The sequence below is a fragment of the Frischella japonica genome (assembly GCF_014489845.1).
Classification (GTDB): Bacteria; Pseudomonadota; Gammaproteobacteria; order Enterobacterales; family Orbaceae; genus Frischella; species Frischella japonica.
In genome coordinates this window covers 128,361-154,277 of record NZ_JABURY010000016.1, presented here as the reverse complement: position 1 = coordinate 154,277, position 25,917 = coordinate 128,361, and the positions used below count along the sequence as shown (strand labels likewise).

The following is a 25,917-nucleotide window of genomic DNA, read 5'->3' as shown; positions in this document are numbered from 1 at the left end:
CCTCTTACAAGATGCCAAAATAGGAACAAAGAATGCCAAAAATAGCCATACCGGCGATAATCGTTAATGGTTTAGCTTGTTTCTTTAATAACCAAAATACAATACCAAAGGTCGTTAATGGTAATAAACATGGCATGATGTCATTAATAATATTTTGGACACTAGTTTGTGAATCACCGGTAGTAATTAAAATTGGTATTTCAATTTCAATCATAGAAGCAGTCATGGCACCGACCACCATTAACCCAATAATAGATGCGCCATAGGTGAGGGTTTGCATCATACCACTTTGCTGAATTTTGTCTAAAAATCCAGTACCCAATTTATATCCTATTCCTGTTAAAATATAACGGAATAAGATGTGGGGAATATTAAATATTAAAATAAATAAAATTGGTCCAAGTGCGTTACCATTAATTGCCAAACTGGTTCCGATGCCGGTCGCAATTAAACGCAATGTTCCCCAAAAGAATGAATCACCAATACCGGCAATGGGCCCCATTAACGAAGTTTTAATGGTATCAATTGAAGTATCATCAAAATCTTTTTCAGTAGCATTTTTTTCTTCCATCGCGGTAGTGATGCCTAACAACAGTGTGACGATGTGTGGCGTAGTATTAAAAAATACTAAATGACGTTTTAAGGCTTTTGCTAAATCTTCTTTTTTAGTATAGAGTTTTTTAAGTACCGGTATCATAGCATACACATATGCCAAATTCATTTGTCGCTCATAATTCCAGGAGAATTCCATTTGAAATGAACGCCAAAATACTCTTCTTAAATCTTGTTTAGTAATTAATTGATTTTTATTCTTAGAAGTCATCATCTTGTTCATTTAATTCTCCTTGTGATTGAACAACAGGTTGAGGTTTTGTTAAACTCACCATGATTACCGCAATAATTGCACCAAAAATTGCAACACCTGTAACTGGAATTTTTAAGTAAGCCATAATGACAAAACCTAAGAAGAAATAAGGGGCTACTTTATTGTTAATGATTAATTTAGCTAACATTGCAAAACCGAGTGCTGGGATTATACCCGTTGCAACAGTTAATCCATGTTTAATGAATTCAGGGATCTGCTCAAGCAATGCTTTAACTGTATTACTTCCAACTGAGAATGAGAAAGTAACAATTAACGCAAGCATAAGCGATAAACCAAAACCAGATATCAAATGCATTCTCGCCACACCATTTGCATTGCCCTGTTCAGCATATTGATCTGCTTTATGACTAAGTAAAGGAATGAAAATTCCCAAATAAATATTTTTTAGGATTAATGTCAAAGTAGCAATTGGTAATCCGAGGAGTAATGCTGTTTCTTCTCCGGCGCCTGCTGTAATAGCAAATGCGGTACCTAATACTCCGCCAGTAACGACATCCGGTGGGATTGACGCACCAACTGAGAATGAACCAATAAAGGCCAATTCAAGATAAGCTCCCATTGTTACCCCTGATTGTACATCACCCAAAACCAAACCAGTAAGAAAACCAGTAACAATGGGGCGGGAAAGAAGTGAAGTACCTAATGCATATTCTGATTGTGCAATAAATGCGACAACACCTAAGAGAATAGCTTCTAACATTGGGATCTCCTTATTGTATATTGATACAATCGCTAATGAGTTGTTTTCTATCATTAGGAACGATGCGAATTTCTATCTCTTTACCCATTTGATGAAGTTCTTTTAAATATTGCACTTCTTCATCAGTGATATTGATTGTCTTTGAGATATTTTGGGTGTTGTCTTTGGGTTTGGTTCCTCCCAAGTTGATGTGATTTATATCAGGAATATCTTTACTTAATCGATAAGCATCCGTCACCGATTCAACCACAATAAAAAGTTTATATTTATCGGTCACGCCACTTTTAAGAGCCTCGACGGAATCGGTGATATTTTTGATCACTAATTTGATTTCTGGTGGTCTAGCTAATTTAATGGTTGTTTTGCGTAATTCGTCATTAACGACACTATCATTAGCGATCAGAATACAATCAGCGCCCAAATATTGGGTCCAGGAAAATGCCACTTGACCGTGTAGTAATCGATGGTCAACGCGTAATAGTTTAATCATGAATTTACCCCCTTTCTAAAAATCGTTATCAGCAATTGCACAGTGCTTTAGTGTTTGATTACAATATTGAATAGATTGTGTTGATGATTTAATTGCTTCTTCAATTAAAATGGCAACTGGTTCGTTATTTGTTAATAGTTGGATCATTAATGATAAGTTTAGTCCAGCTATCAGATGGATATTCGTGTTAATTAGATATTTCATAATTTCGTTATTAACGCTGCCACCAAAAATGTCTGTAACGATTATGATTTCGTCATCGGTCGCGAATTGACGCATAAATTGGTTTATTGATTGAGTAATGTCTTCATTACCTTTTACATAAGCGCAGAAACTGAACAGATTAGGTTGTGAGCCAAGAATAATTTCTATGGCATTTTTCATACCTTGAGCTAAGGTTCCATGACTGGCCATAATAAAATGTCTACCCATTCGTTATCCTCTTTATCCCTATTTGGCGAATTATTTACAGCGATTTATTGGTTAGCCACGAAATCGCCATGCTTAATCCATAATTTATTCAATAATTGAAAACATGAGTTTGTGTTATTGTTTTGGTATATTAATAAACGCAAAAAGCGTGCCAGAAATTCTGGCAATTTTGCTGGAAAAGGGAAATGAGGTCGGCAAGTCTTATGGTAGCTTTGAAAACTCAGTTTTATGTTTAATAATGTCTTGAATATACAATAATTCAACTTCAGGTATTTTGACACTATATACTGTTTCAATGACACTACATGCTTCTTTTATCTGTTCTAACGAAATTTTTTGACACTGAGAATGATTTTGATAAAGATGATTTTCAAGTGGAACATTACGAACTAAGCGTTCAATTAAACAACTTAAATGAATATAAAGGGCAATTTTTTTATCGTTGGATAACGATTGATGAGTAATGATTTCATAATGATGAATACATTGTTCAATATAATTAATAACTTTGCTGCTATCTAAAATTGTAACTGATTCAATTACCCGTTCTAAAGAAAAGTTTTTAATCATGCGATTATTGATTTCTTGAATCGTTTTGCGGTCGATTGGTTTAAATAGCGATAGTAATGTTGTATTACTATTACCAGAAACGAGTTCTTCTAATGAAATAAATGGTATATCGCTAATACTTGGATCTAATGTGCCGACTATAGCAATCACATTATATAATAAAAAAATTGTGTCAGTACCTTTGTCACGATCTAATGCTTCAAAGTCATAGGCAATAATTTCAATATCCAGTATGCTGGATATACTGTCAGTAAGTAATGATTTAATTTTATTAGCCGTGCCTATCCCCGTCGCACAGGTGGTAATAATGGCTTTTGGTTTGTTATGATTCGGATAAATAATATTATGTTCGGGAATATTTTGTGGAATAACTTCTTCAATGATTTTTTCTAGATAAGCATGTTGCAGAATTAAGCTGCCAATATTTAAAGCAATCTGAGTTGAAACATTATTAATGATGGCAATCGGGCTAGTGATTGTATGGGGTAAAAATTGATAAATGTCTTTTAATGATCCCATATCGACTAATATCAATAATCCATGTGATATATCATGCCGTTCAATATAATCAATGACTTTATTAGCAATTTCTTGTGGTTTTATATCAATAGGCATGTCAAAAGCTTCAAAAATATTTTTTTCGAGTAATCGATTTGCAACGTTAGCAATACTACTTGCAGTAGCATAACCATGAGCTAGAATTATAGCTTTAGTAAAACCGTTATTGTCAAAAGCGCCCATTTTATTTAAATATAGTGTTAGTATGATGTGATCAATGGGTTGAGCTTGAATATCAATTTTACTTTCAATCGCTTGAAATAACTGCTTTACTAATCGATGAATTTGTGGGGTTTTCTTTTTTAGTGTTTGCTGCAGTGAGTTGATAGTGTCATGAGTAATTTGATTAAATTGAAAATTAAAATTTGCCCGATAATAAAGGTAATAACTTATTGCACAAATATAATTACCATTAAATTGAATATTAAATGTTTGCTCTAAATATTGTAATTCATTAGTAATATGATTAATGATATAACTTATAATCTGTTGATAATGTAGATTTTGGGTTTCAAAAATAAGTTTATCAAAAAGATGATCAATCTCCTCAAGCATTTTGCTTTCATTTTGATGGTTTAATTCGTGGGATGAAGGTGTATTTGTAAACAGTGTAAATAATCGAATATAAGTATCATAGATCATCTCATATATTGGATTATGGTAATGTTCTAAATAACTTAAATCAGTGTTTTGATCTAATTCAATATTCGTTGTATTAATTGGGGTTGTTTGAATGAATTGTTGATTGATAAATTGTTGTGGAATATCATAAATTGTAATTTTAATCACATCTTGACAAGTTTGTTTTGCAAATGCACTGGCAACGGTGTTTTTTATAACATTTTCTAATGAACCTATGTTACCTATGAATTGTTGATTTTTTAGATTAGCTAGCGTTTGCGGAGATATAGATAATTTACGTTGTATAAGCTTGGCTTCATTTTGGAACATAAAATAAATCAATTGTTCTTTTTCTTGTTTAGTGCGATTTTCAAGATCAGGAAGTACGACTTGAACTGGAATACGTCTTAAAAAGGTACGAATAAAATGTTTATTGAGATTTTCAGTTGTGGCAAATATTAATCTTACTTGTAATTGAATATTATTTTTAGTATCGCCCATGCGATTGATAATACCGTTATCTAAGAAAGTAAATAATTTTTCCTGATTTTCACCATTTAAGCGATGTACTTCGTCAAGGAATAAAATTCCACCATTAGCATGTTCAAATGCCCCTTCCTTTGCATTATCGGCACCAGTAAAAGCACCTTTGACATAACCGAAAAGATTGCTAGTTAACAATTCTGGATTATTAGCATATTGCGCACAATTGAAGACAATAAACGGCGCATCCGTATCAATCAGTCGATTAATCGTACAATACAGGTGAAGTAATTTAGCCAAATAACTTTTACCAGTACCACTTGAGCCCGATATTAATAATGGTAATCCACCATTTGGGTATATCATCGCCATTTTTAATTGCTCAATTGGTTTTTTTAGTGATTGATTATGACCAATTATCAATGAAAATAAATCGTTTTCATTCTCATTTAATGGTTTATTGGCAAATAGGTCAGATACATTTTGAAATTGATAATCGGTAATATGAAAAAATTGTTTTTCAAAAGCAGATTTATGTAAAAAATAAACCGGTCTTGATATGATTTTGATAACTTTATGTTGGGTCACTAATTCATTAAGATATAAACTGGCTGTATTACGTTTGATCTTAAATTGAACGGCAATATGACTAGCTGTAAAAACGTTACTGATATTTTCAGGATCAAAAAAAGGGGTAAGGTTGGCTAAGTAATTAAGAATTTTTTGTTTTATCATTACTGTATTCCATGAATATATTCTTTTACGAAAGGCAGTCTTATTCGCCAGATATGCATGACGATAACAATTATTGACAAATTAATAATATAATTGTTTAGTGATAAATCTAATCTTTTTTTATATCATTTTCTAAGCTTTATTCTTTATTTTTGCTAAATTGATCACTTTTTAGTATTACGCTAGTCTATTTTCTAGGCAAATAGAAATTGTAAGTTGTGTTTTTCGCTATTTTAAAGGATAATAAGCTCACTATCTATGGAGTTTCTATGGGTTCTCTTGCAACATTTTCTTGCTCATCTGGTCAGGTCCGGAAGGAAGCAGCCAAAGTAAGTTTTATGTGTGTGGGAAGTGGCTGATAGGGACTCCACCAAATTTTATCCCTCTCATCTAAGTTTTACTATTTTTCACAAACCATCAATTTTGAATTAATGTTCTATGATTTATACAATGTGACATTATGTAAAAAACATTTTTTAAGGAATTACCATTTATGATGCGTATTGGGCTTTTTTTATTAACCAACTTGGCGGTAATGTTCGTTTTTGGGATTGTTTTAAGTTTATTTGGTGTTGATGCTCACAGTTTATCCGGTTTATTGATTTTTGCAGCCATTTTTGGTTTTTCAGGCTCGGTAATATCATTATTTATGTCTAAGACAATGGCGTTAAAAGCCGTTGGCGGGAAAATTATTACTCAGCCAATAACTGTAGATGAACAATGGTTAATTAATATTGTCCGTCGCCAATCACAACATTTAAATATCAATATGCCAGATGTCGCTATTTATCAAGCTACCGATATGAATGCATTTGCGACCGGTGCTCGTCGCGATAGTTCATTAGTTGCGGTTAGTAGTGCTTTGCTCAACACCATGACTCGCGATGAAGCGGAGGCTGTTATTGCTCATGAAATGAGTCACGTCGCCAATGGCGATATGGTTACCATGACGTTATTGCAAGGAGTGCTAAATACTTTTGTTATTTTTATATCGAGAATATTAGCATCTGTGACTGCTGAGATGTTGAATGAACGAGGCCGGGGCATGTCACAAATAGTCTATTATTTAATTGTAATGGTTTTTGAATCGATATTTGGTATCTTGGCTAGTATAATTGCTATGTGGTTTTCGCGTTATCGGGAATTTCATGCAGATGCAGGAGCGGCTGAGTTAGTTGGAAAAGACAAAATGATAGCCGCTTTACAACGTTTAAAAATGAGTCATGAACCTAGTGAAGATAGTTCAATTATGGCATTTTGCATAAATGGTGCAAAAAAAGCTAAAATTTCAGAATTATTTATGTCTCATCCTAGTTTAGATAAACGTATTGAAGCACTACGTTATGAGACATATAAAAAATAAATTGGAAATTAATGCAATTGAAAGCGTCATATTTGACGCTTTAATTATCATCCTGTTCTTCTATCCATGCTTGGATAAAGTTATATGTTAGCGCAAGTATTACCGGACCAATAAATAGTCCCATTGCGCCGAAGGCTAATAAGCCACCGATGACACCAAATAAGATGACTAAGAAAGGCAAATCAACCCCTCTTTTAATTAAAAATGTTCTCATTAAACTGTCTAAGGTAGTTAAAACTAAAGTAACAATGACTAGAACGATTCCTGCTACAATATTATCATTCCAAAATTGCCATATAGAACAGCTAGCCATGATGACAACTGGTCCAATTTGCGCCACACAACATACGAAAAGGGCAAGGGTTATAAGTCCGACAAATGGCATATTAGTTAATACTAAACTTAAACCACCAATTAGTGTTAATGTCACAGCTGTAACAACGACACCTAAGGCTACAGCTCGAATAGATTGTCCGGCTAATGTTACTGTATCTTCACCATGTTGTTTAGATAAACGATGCGCAAAATGATAAACATGTTTCTTGACTTCTTCACCTTTTAAAAAGAGTAATCCACTAAAGATGATCATAATTGCGCAGTGGAAAAGAAAGACGCCAATATTTGTTACTTGGCTGATGGTCCATGTTACCATGGTGCCGAAATAAGGTTGAAATTGTTTAATCAGGTCACTACCGTCATGATTAATTAAATCATTCCATTTTAAATACAATTCATTACCAACTAACGGGATATTATTTAACCAATCCATAGTTGGTAATTGATGATGTGAAAGATTTTTAGCAAAATCAATCAAATACCCCCCATTTTTAGCAATACTCATCACAATAAGTATAAAAGGGATAATAAAAAATAGAGATAATATTAACATCATAACTAGAACAGCAAGAATTCGTTTATTAAATAATCTTTCTTGGCAAATGATCATAAAAGGCCAAGTGGTAATAACCACCATTAGGGCCCAAAAAAAACCAAATAAAAATGGTTCAACAACTTGAAAAGTTATGATGATAAATAATCCAATAATAATTAAATTGAGTATTAATTTTAATAGATCGTTGTTTTTATTGGTAGGCATATACATTATCTTAATAAGTATTTCATTATTTATATGATAGCTAATTATATCTATTACGGCTATGGTTTTAAATATAATATTTATCTTGAAAAACTAAATATTAGTTTATATATTTATAATAAAATGTTTAAAGATTGTAGTTATAACAAAATGGTATTTCTTAGGAGTAGAAAATGAAAAAATTAGCCACCATAGCATTTAGTTCAGTAGCGCTTTTACTAACTGCATGTAATGGTACAACTGGACAAAACAATATGGTAAAGAATGTGAATGAAATTGCTCCATATCCGGCAGCAGAAGCAGGTTATGTTCGTTCGGTGATTTATCTTCCTGAATTGAAAAATGAGCGTGATGCCAAAGTAGAATTGCTTATTGGCAAACAAATGCAAGTTGATTGCAATAGTCGTGGTTTAGCCGGCACCGTTAAACAAGAAGAGTTGCAGGGATGGGGATATCAATATTATACCGTATCCAAAGTGTCTAATGGTATTTCTACATTAATGGCATGCCCTCCAGATTTTGTTAGTAAATCGGAATTCGTAACGATCAGACATAATTTAGGTTTAATGGATTATAATAGCCGTTTACCTATCGTGGTCTATACGCCAGAAGATGTTCAAGTTAAATACCGAGTTTGGTCTAATGATGGCAAACTTGAAGCGGCTACCACTGAGTAGTTGTTGTGTTTCAAAGAGAAAAAAACCTGCTTTAAGCAGGTTTTTTTATCAATCAATACTTATCATTTTAATAAATATTAATTAATACTTAATAAAGTAGTAGTTTCTTTTCCTAACATATTATTAAGTTGAACTAAATCATTCGCGGTTAATGTTCCAATGGATGATTTTAATTGTAATAGACTGATCAAATAGTCATATTTAGAATTAGATAATCTTTTTTTAGAATCATAAAGTTGGGTGGTTGCGGTTAATACGTCAACAATAGTACGAGTTCCAACTTCATATCCCGATTGAGTTGCATCTAAAGAACTTTGTGCAGAAACAACACTTTGTTCATAAGCTTTAATTGAGCTTATAGCAGCTGAGATATTGTTGTAGGATGAACGAACTCTATTAATCACAGCCCGATTAGTACTTTCTAATTTTTCACTAAAGCTAACATAGTTATATTGCGCTTGTGATACCTGTGACATTGTTGCTCCACCAGTAAAAATAGGCATATCAAATGTGATACCAATAGTATTCGCGCCAGTTATTTGGTTTCTATCAGCATAAGCCGGTGTAACATGATCGCTTTTTAATCCGACTTTATCACCATAATTTTCATTTTTATTTAAGCCAGTAGATGCATTAAGACTGATTGTCGGTAGGTGTCCAGATTGAGCTAATCTGATTTGTTCTTTTGCAATGTCTCGACTTAAGCGGGCCGTTAATAAATCTAAATTCGCATTTTCAGAACGTTGTAATAATTGACTAATATGTGAAGGTTTTTCAGTTTTGAATGCTTTAATATCTATTGTAGCTAGATTAGCATAAAATCGACCACTAACTTGACGTAAATCTTCTAGTGCGTTGTTAAGATCATTTAATGAGCTGACTTGTTCAGCAATAGTTAAATCATAATTTGCTTGCGCATTTTGTACATCGGTAATGGCAACTAAGCCCACTTTGTGTTTTTGTCTTGTTTGTTCGAGTTGTCGATAAATAGCCTTTTTTTGTGCATCAACATAACTCAATGTATCGATCGCCCGCAACACTTTGAAATAATTAGTTGCAGTGTCTAAAATGAGCGCTTGTTCTCTTGCTTGATATGCGATATCGGCAACACTTGCTTGTTGCTGGGCAATATCTAATTTTTTCCAATTAGCATAATTAAAAATACTTTGATTTAGTGACAAGCCAAGTCTACCTGTTTTGCTATTCATATCTTTAGCTTCACGGAAGCCGTGACTAAGTCCGTAAGATGCGTTTAAACCAAGTTGCGGCAGTAAGCTGGCACGTTGTTCAGAAATTCCTGAATAGGCTTTTTCTTTATCTGCAACGGAACTTTTTAGGTCAGGATTAGTTAATCTTGCTTGTTCATAAACTTGGATTAAATTTTCTGCAAAAGCGGATGGCGCTAGAACTAGACCGATTAGAAAGGGTAATACTTTTTTCATGAATTTTCCCAAAGTTAAACTGAGTTATTTAAAAAAATATATTGCTTAATTCTAACAGATAATTAGTATATGCATAAGCATTGTTTATTATTATCCGCATTTTTTATTAAAAAAATTGAGTGTTAATTATGCAACGTAAATCAAATAATCCGATAACTTTTGGTAAAAAAGATGTTATTAATTTAACTAAGCGTATTTTATATAAAGGCTTTTTTTCGTTATTGGAATATCGTTTCCAGTATCATAAATTTGACGGTACTCTTAGTGGTGTCGTAACACGTGAAATCTTAGAAAGAGGTCATGCAGTCGTTTTATTGGCTTACGATGCTCAGTTGGATAAGGTGGTATTAATTGAACAAATTCGTATAGCGGCAATTGAAACCCAAGATTCGCCTTGGATTTTAGAATTGATTGCAGGAATGGTTGATCATGAAGGTGAATCTTTAGAAGAAGTTGCTCGAAGAGAGGCAAAAGAAGAAGCTGGTATTGAAATATATCGTTGCAAGCCCATTATGAATTATTTAGCTAGTCCAGGAGGATTAACTGAGCAATTGCATATTTTTGTTGGTGAAACCAATGCGAATAAAGCGAAGGGAATTCACGGGTTAGCCGAGGAAAATGAAGATATTAAAGTGCATGTTGTTACACGTGAGCAAGCTTATCAGTGGGTTGAAAGTGGCTTAATTAATAATGCTGCATCAATTATTGCTTTACAGTGGCTACAATTAAATTATCAAAAATTACAAGCAGAATGGCTAAAGCATTAAAAATAAAGTTTAAAGGCTATTAACCATTGTTTGGGGTTTCAATAAAGATGTTTTTTGTGATTTTGAATTTTATCTATATAAAGTGTGCGCTATGCAACAGAAATAACAGGATAGTTAATATATACTAATAGGAATAAGTGATTCTTGAGATTGAAATTGAAAAAACATTTAATTGTCCCCATTAAATATCCAACTGCAAAAATATTACACATTACCGATACTCATCTTTTTGCCGATGAGGATGGTCTATTGCTAGGCATTAATACGAATGCAAGTTTTGATGCTGTGATTAATGAAATTAAACAGCATGGAGAACATTTTGATTTAATTGTGGCGACAGGTGATTTTGTTCAAGATAGCAGTCAGTTAGCTTATTTGCGATTTGCAAAATCAATAAAACAATTTTCAGCTCCTTGCGTTTGGTTAGCAGGAAATCATGATAATTGTGACAATATGCGCTTCATTTTTAAGCAGCAAAATTTACCCGACAATAAAGTTGTTTTATTAGGTGAAAAGTGGTTAGTAATTATGCTTAATAGTCAAGTTGAAGGGAAAACATATGGGCAATTATCTTCACAAGAATTAGCTCTGCTTACAAATACACTGGCAATGTATCCTGATCGTTTTGCAATGGTTTTTTTACATCATCACCCAATTATGTCTCAATGTCATTGGCTGGATAATCATTGCTTAATTAATCATACTGAATTTATCAATTTAATTAACCAATATCCAAATATAAAAGGTATTGGGTGGGGGCATATTCATCAAAAATCACATCATCGATTATCACATTGCCAAGCATTTTCAACACCCTCAACATGTGTTCAATTTAAACCATTAAACCATGATTTTCAGGTAGCAAATGATTTGCCGGGATGGCGCATCATTGATTTGCAAAGGGCAGGGGAGATTGAAACTAAAGTACAACATCTTGAAAATATAATATTTCATCCCGATATGTCACAAAGTGGTTATTGAGTATGCTATTTGTAATAGTTAATATTATCAACAATCATATCGATGATTTTGATGAAATTGCTTTATGATTTATAACAATGGTGCAAAAAAGTAAAATAATCTTTCAATTATATGGTTCCAAAATGATCGTTTATTCCACTTTGTTAGTGTTAATTCATCAGATTGAGATAAATAATGTTTGAGTAAGCAGTTTAATTGTTCGGCAAAATCGCTATCGTCTATTACTGTTGTAACTTCAAAATTCAACCATAAACTACGCATATCAAGATTAACTGTACCAACTAAACTTAATTGTTGATCGATTAAAACACTTTTAGTATGTAATAAATTATTTTTAAATTGATAAAGCTTGACGCCACTTGCCAATAAATCGCTATAAAATGCGCGACTTGCCCAATCAACCATCAACGAATCATTTTTCTGCGGTATAATAATATTAACATTTACACCACGTTGCGCTGCAGTACAAATAGCGTGTAACAGCGCATCACTCGGCACTAAATAAGGGGTAGTGAATATGATTTCTTTTTGAGCGGAATATATAGCGGTAAGTAAGGCTTGCTGAATCATGTATTCAGTATAACCGGGACCAGACGGTATGATTTGCATAATATGGCGTTTTAGCTCGGGTTGTTCTGCAAATTGAGCAACTTGAGGTAATCGTAATTTATTGCCCGTTTCTAATTCCCAATCACTTGCATAAATAGCCCCCATTAACGTGGTTATTGGACCATTCATTCTAATCATAATATCGACCCATTCACCAACATTTTTATTTTGTTTGAAATAACGTGGATCAACAATATTCATACTACCGGTGTAAGCAATATGATTATCAATTATTACCATTTTGCGATGTTGACGCAAATCTAACCGGCGAAAGATAAAACGAAAAAGATTGACTTTTAAACATTCGACAATTTCAATACCTGCATCACGCATTAATTTAGATTGCTGACTTTTAAAAAAATGCCGGCTACCAGCCGAATCTAACATAATTTGACATTTTACCCCACGATTAACTGCACTAATTAATGCATGTTGAACTTCATCAGCTCGTCCACCAATGTTCCAAATATAAAATACCATTTCAATTTTTGATTTAGCTTGATTTATATCATTTATCAAATAATCGAATATTGCATCAGGGGTATTTATTAATTCAATGTGATTACCGTTTATACCATTTAATCCTGTTTGATGTTTACATAACTGGAATAATGGTTTTGCGACATCACTTACCTGATCGGTAAAAATAAATGGAAAATCAATGAGTTTATGGATAAATTGATTTATGATTGGTCGCATTTTTTGTGCACGTTTGGCTCGTTGCTGACCAATATGTGCTTCGCCTAATAAAAAGTATAAAACTATTCCTACAAATGGAATGATGTAAATGATTAACAACCACGCTACAACAAAGGTAGTGGGGCGACGTTTCACTAATATTCTGAGTGTAACACCAACAATAAGCAGCCAATAGCTGATTAATACGAAAGTATTACCCCAAGCATAAAATGAATCCAAAGACATTTTGATATTAGTCTTCACTTAAACCAAGTTTAGAAACATCATCTGTTTGTTCATTATACTGTTGAAATTGTTCAGGTAATGGCCGTGATTTATTATGCTTGTCAACTAAAACATAGGTATAAATGGCTTCAGTTATACACTCACGTTGACCAAAATTATTATGATTATCGGAAATTCTTTTTACCCAAACTTCAATGGCAATAGTAATAGAAGATGTACCAGTTTTTAAACATCGGGCATAACAGCATACTACGTCACCAACCATCGCCGGACGGTGGAAGGTTACACTACTGACATTAACTGTTACCACTCGGCCTCTTGCTATTTCTTTAGCCAATATTCCGCCACCAAGATCCATTTGTGACAATATCCAACCACCAAAGATATGTCCATGTGGATTAGTATCACTTGGCATAGCTAAAGTGCGTAAAACCAATTGTCCTTTAGGATTTTTCGTATTTTGATTCATATTGTTAATCCTCCCTTTGAATTATTTTTTATCATTCGGCTCAAGATATTTGTAAATATAGATCCCCGATATCAGTGTAATAACTAACGATGCGCCAGGTAAAATAAAAGCTTTAAAAACACCAAAGAAATCATCTGACATATAGTAAGTTACATAAAGATTAGCTATTCCACATACTATGAAAAAAAATGACCAAATGATATTTAATTTGTTCCAAATTAATGTATCTAGTTTAATATCTTTGCCAATTAATTTTTGGATAAGATTTTTTTTGAAAAAAAACTGACTGGTTAAGAGCGTGAAAGCAAATCCCAAATTGATGAGAGTAACTTTCCATTTGATAAAATCTTTATTATCAAGATAGATAGTTAATCCACCAAAAATGATGATCATCAAATAAGAAAATAATTCCATTTTTTCTAATTTTTTATAAATAATTAAAGTAATGATTAAAGTAATGGTGGACGATATCATTAAAGCTTTTACGCCAGCAAAAATATCGTAAAATACTAGAAAAACAAAAAAGAATACTAAAGGAATAAAATTAAGAAATTGTCGCATTTTGAGTATAAACCTACACAGATGAATGGTCGATAATGACTATTTAAATTACTAGATCTTAACTAAACGATCTAGTAATTTGTAAAAAATTTATTTAGATTATTTTGGATTATGAAGAGATGGCTCTTTTTTACAATTACCACCAGAACAGTGCCCATAAAGATATAAACTATGGTAGGTCAAATCGATGCCATAACGACTAGCGATCTCTTTTTGTCGTTTATTAATGGTTTCGTCGCTAAATTCAAATACTTCGCCGCAATCTAAACAAATAAGATGATCGTGATGTGTTTGTGTAGATAACTCAAAAATAGCTTTCCCACCTTCGAAATTATGTCTAGTCACAATTCCTGCATCGTCAAATTGGTTTAACACCCGATAAACTGTCGCTAAACCAATTTCCTCACCAGAATCTAATAATCTTTTATATAGATCTTCTGCAGTAACATGTTGATGTTGAGGATCACGCAGTAATTCTAAAATCTTTAATCTTGGTAAAGTTATTTTGAGTCCTGCATTTTTTAGTGCGGCATTATTTTCTTGTGCGGTCATAAAAATTTGAATCCTTTGTCACATAATTGGTGTTCATTATAAAAAATATTTAGAAAAAATAAAGCAATCATTTTAGATGGCTTATCCTATTAAATTAATTATCTTACTTAATAATTTTGAGTTATCTAATTTATATCAATTCTTCAAAGATTGTTAATTTAATTACTAAATATTGTTATGGTATTTTAACAAATAAAAAGTCATGAGATATTACAATCAAAATGCATTGAATTATATGCACTAAAAAAGATTCTTATTATTAGAATGTGAGTTGGGTTAAAAAATAATATATATTTTAGCCCTATAGGAATAAAGAGGCCTTAACGACCTCGCTTATAGTTATTAGTAATTTAATGTTCTTTGTCATCTTGAGTGAAATTATATAATGAAAATTTTAAATACCCATTTCACTTTTAACTTGTTCGACCCATTGAGTAATACGTTGTTCAGTTAAATCAGCTTGTCTGTCTTCATCAATTGCTAGTCCGACAAAGTGGTTATCATCGACTAAACTTTTAGATGATTCAAAATGATATCCTTCGGTTGGCCAATTACCAACAATTTTTACACCTTTAGGTTCAATAATATCTCGTAATGTTCCCATCGCATCACAGAAATATTCAGCATAATCCTCTTGATCACCACAACCAAAAATAGCGACCATTTTACCTGTAAAATTTACTTGTTCAAGATTAGGGAAAAAATCATCCCAATCGCATTGTGACTCGCCATAATACCAAGTTGGAATACCAAAAAATAAGAATTCATATTTTTGTATTTCTTCCTTGGTAGTTTTAGCAATATCAAATAAATCTGCGGTATCTTCACCTAACAATGCTTGTATTTGTTGTGCGACTTTTTCTGTGTTTCCGGTATCGCTACCAAAAAAAATTCCAACTTTGGCCATAATTTTACCCTATAGTCTTTGCATTTTTATCATTAAACAAAAATTATAACATTACAGAATAAAAAACAACAATAAGACTATGCGTTTGCATAGATTTTTTTTATTAAATGATGACAAAACTACACAATTTTTACTTATTAGATTAAACTTTGTGATCATTAATTATTTATCCATTTTATATACATTTTTTTAATTTGTATTATTAATTACTTGGAATACGCATCTATGAATTTGCATGAATATCAATCAAAATTACTTTTCAAAAATTACGGTTTACCCATTCCGACAAATTATGTTTGCCAGTCGGTTGATGAAATTAAGGAAATATTAGCCGAGATTTCAACGCAAAGTTTAATTAATAAAAAATGGGTAGCTAAGTGCCAAGTTCATGCTGGGGGAAGAGGGAAAGCAGGGGGCGTTATTTGTACCGATAATCTCAATCAAATTCAGCAATTTGCTGAACATTGGTTAGGGCAACGCTTAATTACATATCAAACTGACAATAAAGGTCAACCGGTTAATAAGATTTTAATAGAGCAAGCTTCGCAAATTTTAAACGAGTTTTATTTGGGTGCGGTTATTGATAGAGCTCTTCAACGTGTGGTGATTATAGCTTCGACTGAAGGTGGGATGGATATAGAGTCCGTAGCGGAAAATACACCAGAATTAATTCATACAATGCCCATAGATCCCCTAACCGGACCATGTGCCTATCAGGGACGTGAATTAGCATTTAAACTGGGGTTGCAAGGTAAGCTTATAAATCAATTCACGAAAATCTTTATGGGTTTGGCTAAATTGTTTATTGAAAACGATGTTTCTTTAGCAGAGATAAATCCTTTAGTTTTGACAGAAAATGAAGAACTTGTTTGTGTAGATGCCAAAATTGTTTTAGATGATAACGCATTATATCGCCATGCTGAACTAAGTCAGTTAAGAGATATCACTCAAGAAGATGAAAGAGAATCTATCGCCACGAAGCAAGGTATTAGTTATGTTTCACTTAACGGTAACATCGGTTGTATGGTAAATGGAGCAGGACTTGCCATGGCGACAATGGATATTATTAAATTATATGGAGGTGAACCCGCTAATTTCCTTGATGTCGGGGGGGGGACAACTAAAGAGCGTGTTTGTGAAGCATTTAAATTGATACTTTCCGATAATCATGTTAAAGCAATTTTGGTTAACATTTTTGGTGGTATTGTGCGTTGTGATTTAATTGCTGATGGTATTATTGCTGCCATACAAGAGATTGATCTTAATGTTCCAGTTGTCGTTAGACTAGAAGGTAATAATGCCGAAATTGCAAGAGAAATTTTAGCAAATAGTCAACTAAATATTATAAGTGCTGAAAGTTTAGCTGATGCGGCGCAAAAAATTTCGGCCGTTGCTGTGTAATTGAATGGAGTTCAGTAAATATGTCAATTTTAATTAATCAAGATACTAAAGTAATTTGTCAAGGTTTTACAGGCAGTCAGGGGACTTTCCATTCGCAACAAGCGCTAGATTATGGCACTAAAATTGTTGGCGGTGTTACACCAGGTAAAGGTGGTACTACTCATCTTGGATTACCTGTATTTAATACAGTTAAAGAAGCTGTACAAGCAACAGGAGCAACGGCCTCAGTTATCTATGTTCCGGCAGCGTTTGGTCGGGATTCAATTTTAGAAGCACTTGATGCTGGTATTAAATTGATTGTATGTATTACTGAAGGTATTCCCACTTTGGATATGTTATTTGTTAAAGAAAAATTAAAACAAACCGATAGTATTTTAATTGGTCCGAATTGTCCAGGCATCATAGTCCCAAATCAATGTAAAATTGGTATCATGCCGGGACATATTCATTTACCAGGAAAAGTTGGCATTATTTCACGTTCTGGTACGTTAACTTACGAAGCGGTTAAACAAACAACTGATATTGGTGTGGGGCAATCAGTTTGTGTTGGAATTGGTGGTGATCCCATTCCAGGTAGTGATTTTATTACAATTCTTTCGTTATTAGAAAACGATCCAGAAACGGAACTTATTGTCATGATTGGTGAAATCGGTGGCATGGCTGAAGAAGCCGCGGCTGAATATATTCGTCAATATGTTTCTAAACCTGTAGTAAGTTATATAGCCGGTGTGACCGCTCCGAGTGGTAAGCGTATGGGGCATGCAGGGGCAATTATTTCTGGTGGTAAAGGAACTGCGGCGGCAAAAACTAAAGCATTACAAGAAGCAGGGGTAATCGTTGTTCCAAGTTTAATTGAAATCGGTAATGCAATAAAAAAAATAATAAATTAACTTTTTTTTGATATTTGTTAATTTTGTTAGTGATTTTTAGTGTACAATAGCGCAGATTTTCAATATTAATAATTAAATTGGGCTTTGTTGTAGTCTTAGGGAGTAGAAATGTTAGATATCGTTGAACTATCAAGACTTCAATTTGCTTTAACTGCAATGTACCATTTCATATTTGTTCCCCTAACATTAGGGTTAGCCTTTTTATTGGCCATAATGGAAACGGTGTATGTTGCTAGTGGAAAGCAAATTTGGAAGGATATGACAAGATTCTGGGGAAAATTGTTTGCTATTAATTTTGCTTTAGGTGTCGCTACCGGTTTAACCATGGAATTCCAGTTTGGAACGAATTGGTCTCAATATTCTCATTATGTTGGTGATATATTTGGGGCACCATTAGCAATCGAAGGATTGATGGCCTTTTTCTTAGAATCAACAATGGTCGGTCTGTTCTTTTTTGGTTGGGATCGAATGAGTCGTGTGAAACATTTACTTACGACATGGTGTGTGGCTTTTGGTTCTAATTTGTCTGCATTATGGATATTAGTGGCTAATGGTTGGATGCAATTCCCAACTGGTTCACAATTTAATGCCTTTAATTCTCGAATGGAAATGGTCGATTTTTTTCAATTAATCACCAGTCCGGTAGCACAATTCAAATTTTTTCATACGGTATCTGCTGGTTATGTTACAGGTGCTGTATTTGTATTAGGTATTAGTTCTTATTATTTATTAAAAAACAGAGATACTGCATTCGCAAAACGTTCATTTGCCGTTGCAGCAATGTTTGGTTTCATCATGTCTATAGCACTGATTATGATGGGTGATGAAGCCGGTCATGAGATGACGACTGTACAACCAACAAAACTTGCCGCTATCGAAGGTGAATGGGAAACACAACCTGCTCCGGCAGCGTTTAATGTTATAGCTTTTCCTTCACAAGCAGAAAAGAAAAATCTATTCGAAATTCAAATACCTTATGTTATGGGGCTAATTACCACGCGATCTCTGGATAAAGAAGTAAAAGGTTTAAAAGAGATTATGCAAGACAATGAAGTCAGAATCCGTAATGGTATCGTCGCCTATGAAAATTTAGAAAAGATAAAAAAAGGCAGTACAGATCCGAATGTGCAAAGACTTTTTGAAAAGCATCGTGATGATCTGGGCTATGGCTATTTAGTTAAACGTTTCACTGATCGGGATAATATTACTATACCAGAGGCAAAAGAGGTGCATATTAAAGCAGCGGTTGAGGATTCTATTCCGGCTGTGGCACCATTATTTTGGTCTTTCAGAATCATGGTCGGTCTAGGTTTCTTAATGCTTCTGGGGATTGCTTTTGCTGTTTTAATAACATTTAAACATAAAATTGGTCATTATAATTGGTTCCATCGTTTTATGCTCTTTTCCATTCCGTTCCCGTGGCTTGCATGTGAATGTGGTTGGTTTGTGGCGGAATATGGGCGTCAGCCTTGGGCAATTGATGGTATTTTACCTACTGGTGTGGCAAACTCTTCCTTAACAGCGGGTGAAATATTATTCACTATGTTGTTAATTTGTGGTCTATATACGTTATTCTTGATTGCTGAAATGTTCTTAATGTTTAAATATGCTCGTTTAGGACCTAGCTCTTTAGCTACTGGCAACTATCATTACGAAACAACGGCACAACCACAAACGGTAACGCATTAAGGAAAGGGAGTAAAATCATGTTAGATTATGAAGTTTTACGAGTTATTTGGTGGGTAATCATTAGCGCCGTTTTAATTGGATTTACGGTTACCGATGGTTTTGACATGGGGGTTGGTATATTGTTGCCGATTATTGGTAAGACCAATAATGAACGACGCATAATGATAAATGCCATTGCGCCACATTGGGATGGTAATCAGGTTTGGTTAATTACCGCGGGCGCTGGGATTTTTGCAGCATGGCCAGATGTTTATGCTGCTTCATTCTCCGGATTTTATATTGCAATGATTTTAGTGCTTTGTGCACTATTTTTTAGACCATTAGGCTTTGATTATCGAAGTAAACTAGAAAGTTCAAAATGGCGTAATTTATGGGATACCGCGATATTTATTGGCAGCTTTGTGCCAGCACTTGTATTTGGCGTTGCTTTTGGTAATTTACTTCAAGGAGTGCCATTCAAATACGATGAATTTATGCGCGTCTCATATGAAGGTAATTTTTTTGGCTTACTTAATCCTTTTGCCTTATTAGCAGGTATTATCAGTTTGATGCTAATTGTCACTCAAGGTGGCGCGTGGTTGCAACTTAAAACAACCGGCGAGCTCTACCTAAAAGCGCGCAAAGCAACCCAAATTTCGGCATTAATTTTGATAATAACATTTATTTTAGCCGGAATATGGCTAATCTTTGGATTACATGGTTATGAAATAACCAGTGTCATGGATCATTATGCTGATTCTAATCCACTATTTAAAAGTGTAACGACCGATACTTCCTGGTTAAATAATTTCAAAGTGCTACCAATACTTTGGGCAATTCCATTATTGGCTATTGTCATGCCAATGTTGACAATTATTTTGTCAGGTAAAGATAAAAATGGTTGGGTATTTTTAACGTCTTCATTAACAATAGCTTGTGTTTTGATGACGTTTGCGATAACCACTTTCCCATTTATTATGCCTTCAAGCATAATGCCTGATGCTAGTCTGACTATTTGGGATGCGACTTCAAGCCATTTAACACTAAACATTATGTTTTGGGTTGTTATGATATTTTTACCAATTATACTACTTTACACAACTTGGGCTTATATTAAAATGTTTGGTCGAATTAATAAAAGTTACATTGAAAAACATGATCATATACTTTATTAATTTTTGGATTTAATTTAGGGGATACGTACGTATGTATTATTTTGTCTGGTTTATAGTAACTGTAGCCGCAGCAATGATTGCCGTAGCTACAGGTTTATGGGTTGATAAGAAGAACGATTAACAAATCCATAATTCATTCTAAAAAGGCGAATATTATTTAATATTCGCCTTTTTTATTACTAATGATAATTGTTTTCATTTAAAACTCATTATATGATAATGGTACAGTAAATATCATTTTCCCCATGAATGGCTAACATGATAGCGCATAAAGTGGATTATTTTAGTTCACTTAGAGGGGGAATTTTTATTTGAATAATGATACAAAATTAATTCATCATGTAATCAGATATATATTTAATTTTAAAGTTTTCTAAAAAACCTATATTTAATTTATTTGATGAATAATTAATATTATTAATGATAATAATCATTTAATTTCATCATAATCGATATATAATGCTTATAATCAAGTTTTAAGGATTTTTTAGCATGAAGCATTTTGATTGGCCAGTAAGAATTTATTATGAAGATACCGACGCCGGTGGTGTTGTTTATCATGCCCGTTATCTTGCATTCTATGAACGGGCAAGAACTGAAATGTTACGACACTATAATATTAATCAACGATTTTTAATCGAAAACCAGCATATAGCCTTTGTGGTAAAAAAAATGAGTATCGATTATATCTTACCAGCTCGGTTAGATGATCAATTAATGATTAAAAGTCAGCTAGAAAATATACGTAAAGCATCATTAATTTTTAAACAAAAAATTTTTAATGGCAATAATCAATTGATAAATGAAGCAGAAGTATTGATTGCTTGTGTTGATCTCAATAAGAATAAACCTTGTGTATTACCAAAATTAATTATTTCGGAGTTTCTATAAGTGGAAAATATGAATATTGTTGACTTGTTCTATAGTGCAAGTTTTTTAGTTCAACTAATTATGTTGTTATTACTTCTTTGTTCAGTTGTCTCATGGGCTATTATTATTCAGCGGGGTTTAACACTACGTAAAGCGAAACAGCAAGTTGATTCATTTGACAATACATTTTGGTCTGCTGATGATCTCAACACCCTTTATAATGAACTGAATAAAAAGAAAGCTAGAATACACGGTACCGAACTTATTTTTTATACTGGTTTCAAAGAATTTTCTCGTTTATATCAAATTAATCCGAATATGCCTAATGCAGCATTGGAAGGTGCTACTCGTGCGATGCGTTTATCAATGAATCGGGAATTAGATAACTTAGATCGTTATATTTCGCTTCTTGGTACAATTGGTTCTATCAGTCCTTATGTAGGTTTATTTGGTACCGTATGGGGAATAATGAATTCCTTTATTGCTCTGGGTGCTGTGAAGCAAGCTACTTTGCAAATGGTTGCACCCGGAATAGCTGAAGCATTGATCGCTACGGCAATCGGTTTATTTACAGCAATTCCTGCAGTTATAGCCTATAGTCGCTTAAGTTTACGGGTTGGTGGAATTGAGCAAAACTATTCAAATTTTACCGATGAACTGTTGGCAATATTGCAACGTCAAGCTGTTGCGATTAGGAAGTAATTGTTATGAGACGTAGATCACGTTATTCATCGAAAGCTGAAATAAATATTGTACCATTATTAGATGTTTTATTGGTATTAGTGTTAATTTTTATGGCAACCGCCCCGATTATTAGTCAGAGCGTTGAGGTTGATTTACCAGAAGCTTCAGAATCAAAAACGGTTGTTACCGCAGAAAATAAACCCATTATTATCGAAGTTTCTGGGGTTGGAGTATATTCATTAATCATTAATCAAGAACGGGAAAATAATTTAAGCAAAGAACAAATCATTGCTGAAGTTAAACAACAATTGATTAATAATGAGAAATCAATATTCTTAGTTGGTGGTGCCAAAAATGTGCCATATGAAGAGATCATAAAGGCGTTAAATATCTTACAAGCCGCTGGCGTCAAATCTGTCGGTCTTATGACTCAACCGGTTTAACTTTTAAATTTATATTATGTTTATAAATTGAAATTGATATTTTCAGTTTATAAACATAATAATTTCACTATGTTAATTCCCTTAATTATTTGTTATTTTATTCAAAACTTATTTTTTAGATTAAAGTTTAATATCGCGTCATCATTAATCTGCAATGTTATTTACTCAATACATTAGAAAAAGCTAAATAGTTTTTAAACTAATGGAAATTTGTGATGATTTTTGAAATTATTAATGAGACAATAATTTAATTAGTTCAAGTTTAACTATTTTTATAATTTTTTATGGTGAACAATATCAAATCTAATTTTAGTTTAGCATTAGTTATATCTATCATTTTTCACTTAGGGCTAATTTTTATGTTAGCTTATAGTGCATGGCATTATTCATCTTCATATACTGATAGTGGACAACAAATTGATGCAATTATGGTTGACAATAGTATTATTGCAAAACAAAAACAACGTCAAATCGAACATGATTTGACGAGTCAACAAATTAAACAACAGCAACAACAACTTATCGAACAGCAGGCACAAGAATTGCAGCAAAAACAATTAGCTGAACAACAACGTTTAAAACAGCTTGCTAAAGAAAGTTTAATGGCTATTGAGAAACAGAAACAAGAACAAGAAGCAATAGCGAAGGCATTGGCGGAAAAACAAAAATTAGAAAATGAGGCATTAAAAGCTAAAGCTCAATTGGAAGAACAACAAAAACAGGCTCTTTTAGCCAAACAAAAAGCAGACGAGGAAGCCAAATTATTAGCACAAAGAGCAATAGAAGAAAAACAAAAAATAGAGGCTGAGAAAAAACAGGCTGAATTAGCTAAACAAGCTGCGTTATTAGAAGCAGAAAAAGTTAAAAAGGAAGTTGAAAATCAAAAACAATTGCTTGAGCAGGAGCGCCTAAAAGCTGAAAAAGCGCAACAAGAAAAGATTAAGGCTGAAGAATTAGCTAAGCAAAAGGCGGCTGATGAAAAGCGCAAGCAACAAGAACTCAATGATATATTAGGGAGTTTAACCTCTAAAGCACCTAAAGCAGAAACAAGTGTATCATCTGCTGAATTAAATCAATTTAAACAAATGGTTATGAGTGCTATTAGTAACAAATTTATCAATCCAAGCTTGTATCAGGGAAAAAATTGTATTTTAAAAATACAATTAGCGCCTGATGGTCTTTTATTGAATGTAAGCTCTATCGATGGGGATCCAACGCTGTGTCGCGAAGCCATATCAGCAACAAAATTGGCGGTATTTCCTAAACCTAAAAATAATTTGTTATATAAAGAGGTTAAAAATTTACAAATTAATTTTATACCTAAATAACCTTATATTTCAAAAATATAAAGGTTAAGTTTGAATATGTTATTTATGAAAATAGATTATATTATATAATAATGAATTCAAAAAAGTTTTAATGATTGGTTTCAAAAATTATGCAAGGAATTTTGTGATGTTAAAATTTTCATATCGCTTTCTAATAAGTTGTTTTATATTACTTTATGCTACTTTCTCGATAGCTGATATTAAAATTATAATAACAGATGGTATAAATACTGCTAAACCTATTGCTGTGGTTCCTTTTAAATGGGTTGGTAATGGTGCTCCGCCACAAGAAATCGATAATATCATTGCTTCTGATTTACGCAATAGTGGTAAATTTAATCCTATTGATTCACGTAAAATGCCGCAATTACCCGATACATCTTCTGCTGTTACTCCAAAAGCATGGAGTGCTTTAGGAATTGGGGCGGTTATTGTCGGTAATGTTCAACAAAATGCATCTGGCAAGTATTTAATAAGTTATCAACTTGTTGATACGGTTAATAATCCTGGAGAAGTATTAGCGCAAAATCAATATGAAATTGAGAAACGTTGGATACGTTATGCTGCGCATACCGCAAGCGATGAAATTTTCGAAACATTAACGGGGATTAAAGGTGCCTTTAGAACTCGTATCGCTTATGTTGTGAAAATGAATCGTGGTAGTTACAACTATGAATTAAGAGTCTCTGATTATGATGGCTACAATCAGATAACGATTCACAAATCGAAAGAGCCACTTATGTCACCGGCATGGTCACCTGATGGTAAAAAGTTAGCTTATGTTACGTTTGACAGCGGAAAATCAGCATTAGTATTTAAAACATTAGAAACGGGTGAAATTGAGAAAATCGCCGATTTTCCACAGCATAATGGTGCGCCAGCTTTTTCTCCAGATGGAAAGAAATTAGCTTTTGTTTTATCCAAAGACGGTAATTTAAATCTTTATGTAATGACTTTATCTGATAAGACAATTAAACGTATCACTTTTGGTCGCAGTAATAGTACTGAACCCTCATGGATGCCTGATAATAAAACAATTGTGTATACATCCGATCAAACAGGAAGACCACAATTATATAGTATTACCATTGATAATGGTGTCCCACAACGTATAACATGGGATGGTGTTCAGAATCAAAATGCTCAAGTAGCCAGTGATGGTAGCTTTATTGTCATGATAGCAAGCAATAAAGGAGAGCAACATGTTACTAAAATGGATCTCGCAACTAATGGGTATCAGAAATTGACCGATACTTTTTTGGATGAAACGCCAAGTATTTCACCAAATGGTACGATGATTATTTATAGTTCATCACAAGGGCTGGGTACGATATTAAATATTGTATCAAGTGATGGCAATTTTAAAGCAAAGCTACCGGCGACTGATGGTCAAGTAAGGTTTCCGGCTTGGTCACCTTATTTGTAATGATTATATTAACTAATAAGTTTGTATTTTAAAAAATAAAAATATTAAAGCTTTTTTAGTTGATTATGTTAACTTATATCAATGGTAAATTAAATAGATTTACTAATCGATATTTGAGTACAAATAGTAAAATATAGGCTTTACCACTGGATTTGTTATAATACAATTATATTAATTAAACATTTTATTAGAATTAATGAGGAGTAATT

25 protein-coding genes and 1 other RNA gene are annotated in these 25,917 nt (G+C 33.1%); 14 read left to right on the top strand and 12 right to left on the bottom strand.

Annotated elements, in window-relative coordinates:
• Positions 1-4: 4 nt before the first annotated feature.
• From FcAc13_RS07705 to FcAc13_RS07685, 5 genes are all read right to left on the bottom strand, one after another.
• Positions 5-823, bottom strand: coding sequence for a PTS system mannose/fructose/sorbose family transporter subunit IID (locus tag FcAc13_RS07705; protein ID WP_370633694.1), 819 nt, complete (start codon positions 821-823; stop codon positions 5-7).
• The gene (locus FcAc13_RS07700; RefSeq protein ID WP_187755628.1) at positions 813-1,586 is read right to left on the bottom strand and encodes a PTS mannose/fructose/sorbose/N-acetylgalactosamine transporter subunit IIC; all 774 of its coding nucleotides are present in this window, start codon (positions 1,584-1,586) and stop codon (positions 813-815) included. The genes FcAc13_RS07705 and FcAc13_RS07700 overlap by 11 nt, the downstream gene beginning before the upstream one ends.
• Before the next feature lie 10 nt (positions 1,587-1,596).
• A complete protein-coding gene (locus tag FcAc13_RS07695) occupies positions 1,597-2,076 on the bottom strand; it encodes a PTS sugar transporter subunit IIB (RefSeq protein ID WP_187755627.1) in 480 nt (159 codons plus the stop codon).
• A gap of 15 nt (positions 2,077-2,091) precedes the next feature.
• On the bottom strand, positions 2,092-2,508 hold the full coding sequence (locus FcAc13_RS07690; protein ID WP_187755626.1) for a PTS sugar transporter subunit IIA: 417 nt from the start codon (positions 2,506-2,508) through the stop codon (positions 2,092-2,094).
• Between the two features lie 201 nt (positions 2,509-2,709).
• Positions 2,710-5,475 carry a sigma-54-dependent transcriptional regulator gene (locus FcAc13_RS07685; RefSeq protein ID WP_187755625.1) on the bottom strand — a complete coding sequence of 922 codons (2,766 nt, stop codon included), beginning with the start codon at positions 5,473-5,475 and terminating at the stop codon, positions 2,710-2,712.
• Between the two features lie 268 nt (positions 5,476-5,743).
• Between FcAc13_RS07685 and ffs the strand changes: the two genes are divergently transcribed.
• Together ffs and htpX are read left to right on the top strand one after the other, a co-directional pair.
• An RNA gene (gene ffs, locus FcAc13_RS07680) (signal recognition particle sRNA small type) lies at positions 5,744-5,839 on the top strand.
• 129 nt (positions 5,840-5,968) lie between these two features.
• The gene (gene htpX, locus FcAc13_RS07675; RefSeq protein ID WP_187755624.1) at positions 5,969-6,838 is read left to right on the top strand and encodes a protease HtpX; all 870 of its coding nucleotides are present in this window, start codon (positions 5,969-5,971) and stop codon (positions 6,836-6,838) included.
• A gap of 40 nt (positions 6,839-6,878) precedes the next feature.
• Here the strand turns inward: htpX and ydiK are convergent, their stop codons facing one another.
• The gene (gene ydiK, locus FcAc13_RS07670; RefSeq protein ID WP_187755623.1) at positions 6,879-7,934 is read right to left on the bottom strand and encodes an AI-2E family transporter YdiK; all 1,056 of its coding nucleotides are present in this window, start codon (positions 7,932-7,934) and stop codon (positions 6,879-6,881) included.
• 173 nt (positions 7,935-8,107) lie between these two features.
• Here ydiK and eco point away from each other — a divergent pair, with 173 nt between their 5' ends.
• Positions 8,108-8,611, top strand: a complete 504-nt coding sequence (gene eco, locus FcAc13_RS07665) for a serine protease inhibitor ecotin (protein WP_187755622.1) — start codon at positions 8,108-8,110, stop codon at positions 8,609-8,611.
• 77 nt (positions 8,612-8,688) lie between these two features.
• Here eco and tolC read toward each other — a convergent pair whose 3' ends face one another.
• Complete coding sequence (gene tolC, locus FcAc13_RS07660; RefSeq protein ID WP_187755621.1) at positions 8,689-10,053, bottom strand: outer membrane channel protein TolC; 1,365 nt, start codon at positions 10,051-10,053, stop codon at positions 8,689-8,691.
• A 128-nt stretch (positions 10,054-10,181) separates the two neighbouring features.
• Between tolC and nudF the strand changes: the two genes are divergently transcribed.
• Both nudF and cpdA read left to right on the top strand, forming a co-directional pair.
• Positions 10,182-10,820 (top strand): ADP-ribose diphosphatase, encoded by a 639-nt coding sequence (gene nudF, locus FcAc13_RS07655; protein WP_187755620.1) that lies wholly within the window; start codon positions 10,182-10,184, stop codon positions 10,818-10,820.
• 144 nt (positions 10,821-10,964) lie between these two features.
• A complete protein-coding gene (gene cpdA / locus FcAc13_RS07650) occupies positions 10,965-11,801 on the top strand; it encodes a 3',5'-cyclic-AMP phosphodiesterase (RefSeq protein ID WP_187755619.1) in 837 nt (278 codons plus the stop codon).
• A 69-nt stretch (positions 11,802-11,870) separates the two neighbouring features.
• Here cpdA and cls read toward each other — a convergent pair whose 3' ends face one another.
• The 5 genes from cls to fldA form a co-directional block, all read right to left on the bottom strand.
• A complete protein-coding gene (cls, locus tag FcAc13_RS07645) occupies positions 11,871-13,328 on the bottom strand; it encodes a cardiolipin synthase (RefSeq protein ID WP_370633693.1) in 1,458 nt (485 codons plus the stop codon).
• A gap of 13 nt (positions 13,329-13,341) precedes the next feature.
• Positions 13,342-13,803, bottom strand: a complete 462-nt coding sequence (yciA, locus tag FcAc13_RS07640; RefSeq protein ID WP_187755617.1) for an acyl-CoA thioester hydrolase YciA — start codon at positions 13,801-13,803, stop codon at positions 13,342-13,344.
• A 21-nt stretch (positions 13,804-13,824) separates the two neighbouring features.
• The gene (locus tag FcAc13_RS07635) at positions 13,825-14,364 is read right to left on the bottom strand and encodes a septation protein A (protein ID WP_187755616.1); all 540 of its coding nucleotides are present in this window, start codon (positions 14,362-14,364) and stop codon (positions 13,825-13,827) included.
• Positions 14,365-14,463: 99 nt separating this feature from the next.
• On the bottom strand, positions 14,464-14,916 hold the full coding sequence (gene fur / locus FcAc13_RS07630; RefSeq protein WP_187755615.1) for a ferric iron uptake transcriptional regulator: 453 nt from the start codon (positions 14,914-14,916) through the stop codon (positions 14,464-14,466).
• A gap of 394 nt (positions 14,917-15,310) precedes the next feature.
• On the bottom strand, positions 15,311-15,823 hold the full coding sequence (gene fldA, locus FcAc13_RS07625) for a flavodoxin FldA (protein WP_187755614.1): 513 nt from the start codon (positions 15,821-15,823) through the stop codon (positions 15,311-15,313).
• A 225-nt stretch (positions 15,824-16,048) separates the two neighbouring features.
• Between fldA and sucC the strand changes: the two genes are divergently transcribed.
• The 9 genes from sucC to tolB all read left to right on the top strand — a co-directional run bounded on the left by sucC (position 16,049) and on the right by tolB (position 25,708).
• A complete protein-coding gene (sucC, locus tag FcAc13_RS07620) occupies positions 16,049-17,224 on the top strand; it encodes an ADP-forming succinate--CoA ligase subunit beta (RefSeq protein WP_187755613.1) in 1,176 nt (391 codons plus the stop codon).
• 20 nt (positions 17,225-17,244) lie between these two features.
• Positions 17,245-18,114 carry a succinate--CoA ligase subunit alpha gene (gene sucD / locus FcAc13_RS07615; RefSeq protein ID WP_187755612.1) on the top strand — a complete coding sequence of 290 codons (870 nt, stop codon included), beginning with the start codon at positions 17,245-17,247 and terminating at the stop codon, positions 18,112-18,114.
• A 108-nt stretch (positions 18,115-18,222) separates the two neighbouring features.
• On the top strand, positions 18,223-19,803 hold the full coding sequence (locus FcAc13_RS07610; RefSeq protein WP_187755611.1) for a cytochrome ubiquinol oxidase subunit I: 1,581 nt from the start codon (positions 18,223-18,225) through the stop codon (positions 19,801-19,803).
• A 17-nt stretch (positions 19,804-19,820) separates the two neighbouring features.
• Entirely contained in the window at positions 19,821-20,957 is a 1,137-nt protein-coding gene (gene cydB / locus FcAc13_RS07605; RefSeq protein WP_187755610.1) for a cytochrome d ubiquinol oxidase subunit II, read from the top strand.
• 492 nt (positions 20,958-21,449) lie between these two features.
• Positions 21,450-21,848, top strand: coding sequence for a tol-pal system-associated acyl-CoA thioesterase (gene ybgC / locus FcAc13_RS07600; protein WP_187755609.1), 399 nt, complete (start codon positions 21,450-21,452; stop codon positions 21,846-21,848).
• Between the two features lie 9 nt (positions 21,849-21,857).
• The gene (tolQ, locus tag FcAc13_RS07595; RefSeq protein WP_187755608.1) at positions 21,858-22,529 is read left to right on the top strand and encodes a protein TolQ; all 672 of its coding nucleotides are present in this window, start codon (positions 21,858-21,860) and stop codon (positions 22,527-22,529) included.
• 5 nt (positions 22,530-22,534) lie between these two features.
• On the top strand, positions 22,535-22,954 hold the full coding sequence (gene tolR / locus FcAc13_RS07590) for a colicin uptake protein TolR (RefSeq protein WP_187755607.1): 420 nt from the start codon (positions 22,535-22,537) through the stop codon (positions 22,952-22,954).
• 284 nt (positions 22,955-23,238) lie between these two features.
• On the top strand, positions 23,239-24,282 hold the full coding sequence (tolA, locus tag FcAc13_RS07585; protein WP_187755606.1) for a cell envelope integrity protein TolA: 1,044 nt from the start codon (positions 23,239-23,241) through the stop codon (positions 24,280-24,282).
• Between the two features lie 127 nt (positions 24,283-24,409).
• Positions 24,410-25,708 (top strand): Tol-Pal system beta propeller repeat protein TolB, encoded by a 1,299-nt coding sequence (tolB, locus tag FcAc13_RS07580; RefSeq protein WP_187755605.1) that lies wholly within the window; start codon positions 24,410-24,412, stop codon positions 25,706-25,708.
• Positions 25,709-25,917: the final 209 nt, after the last annotated feature.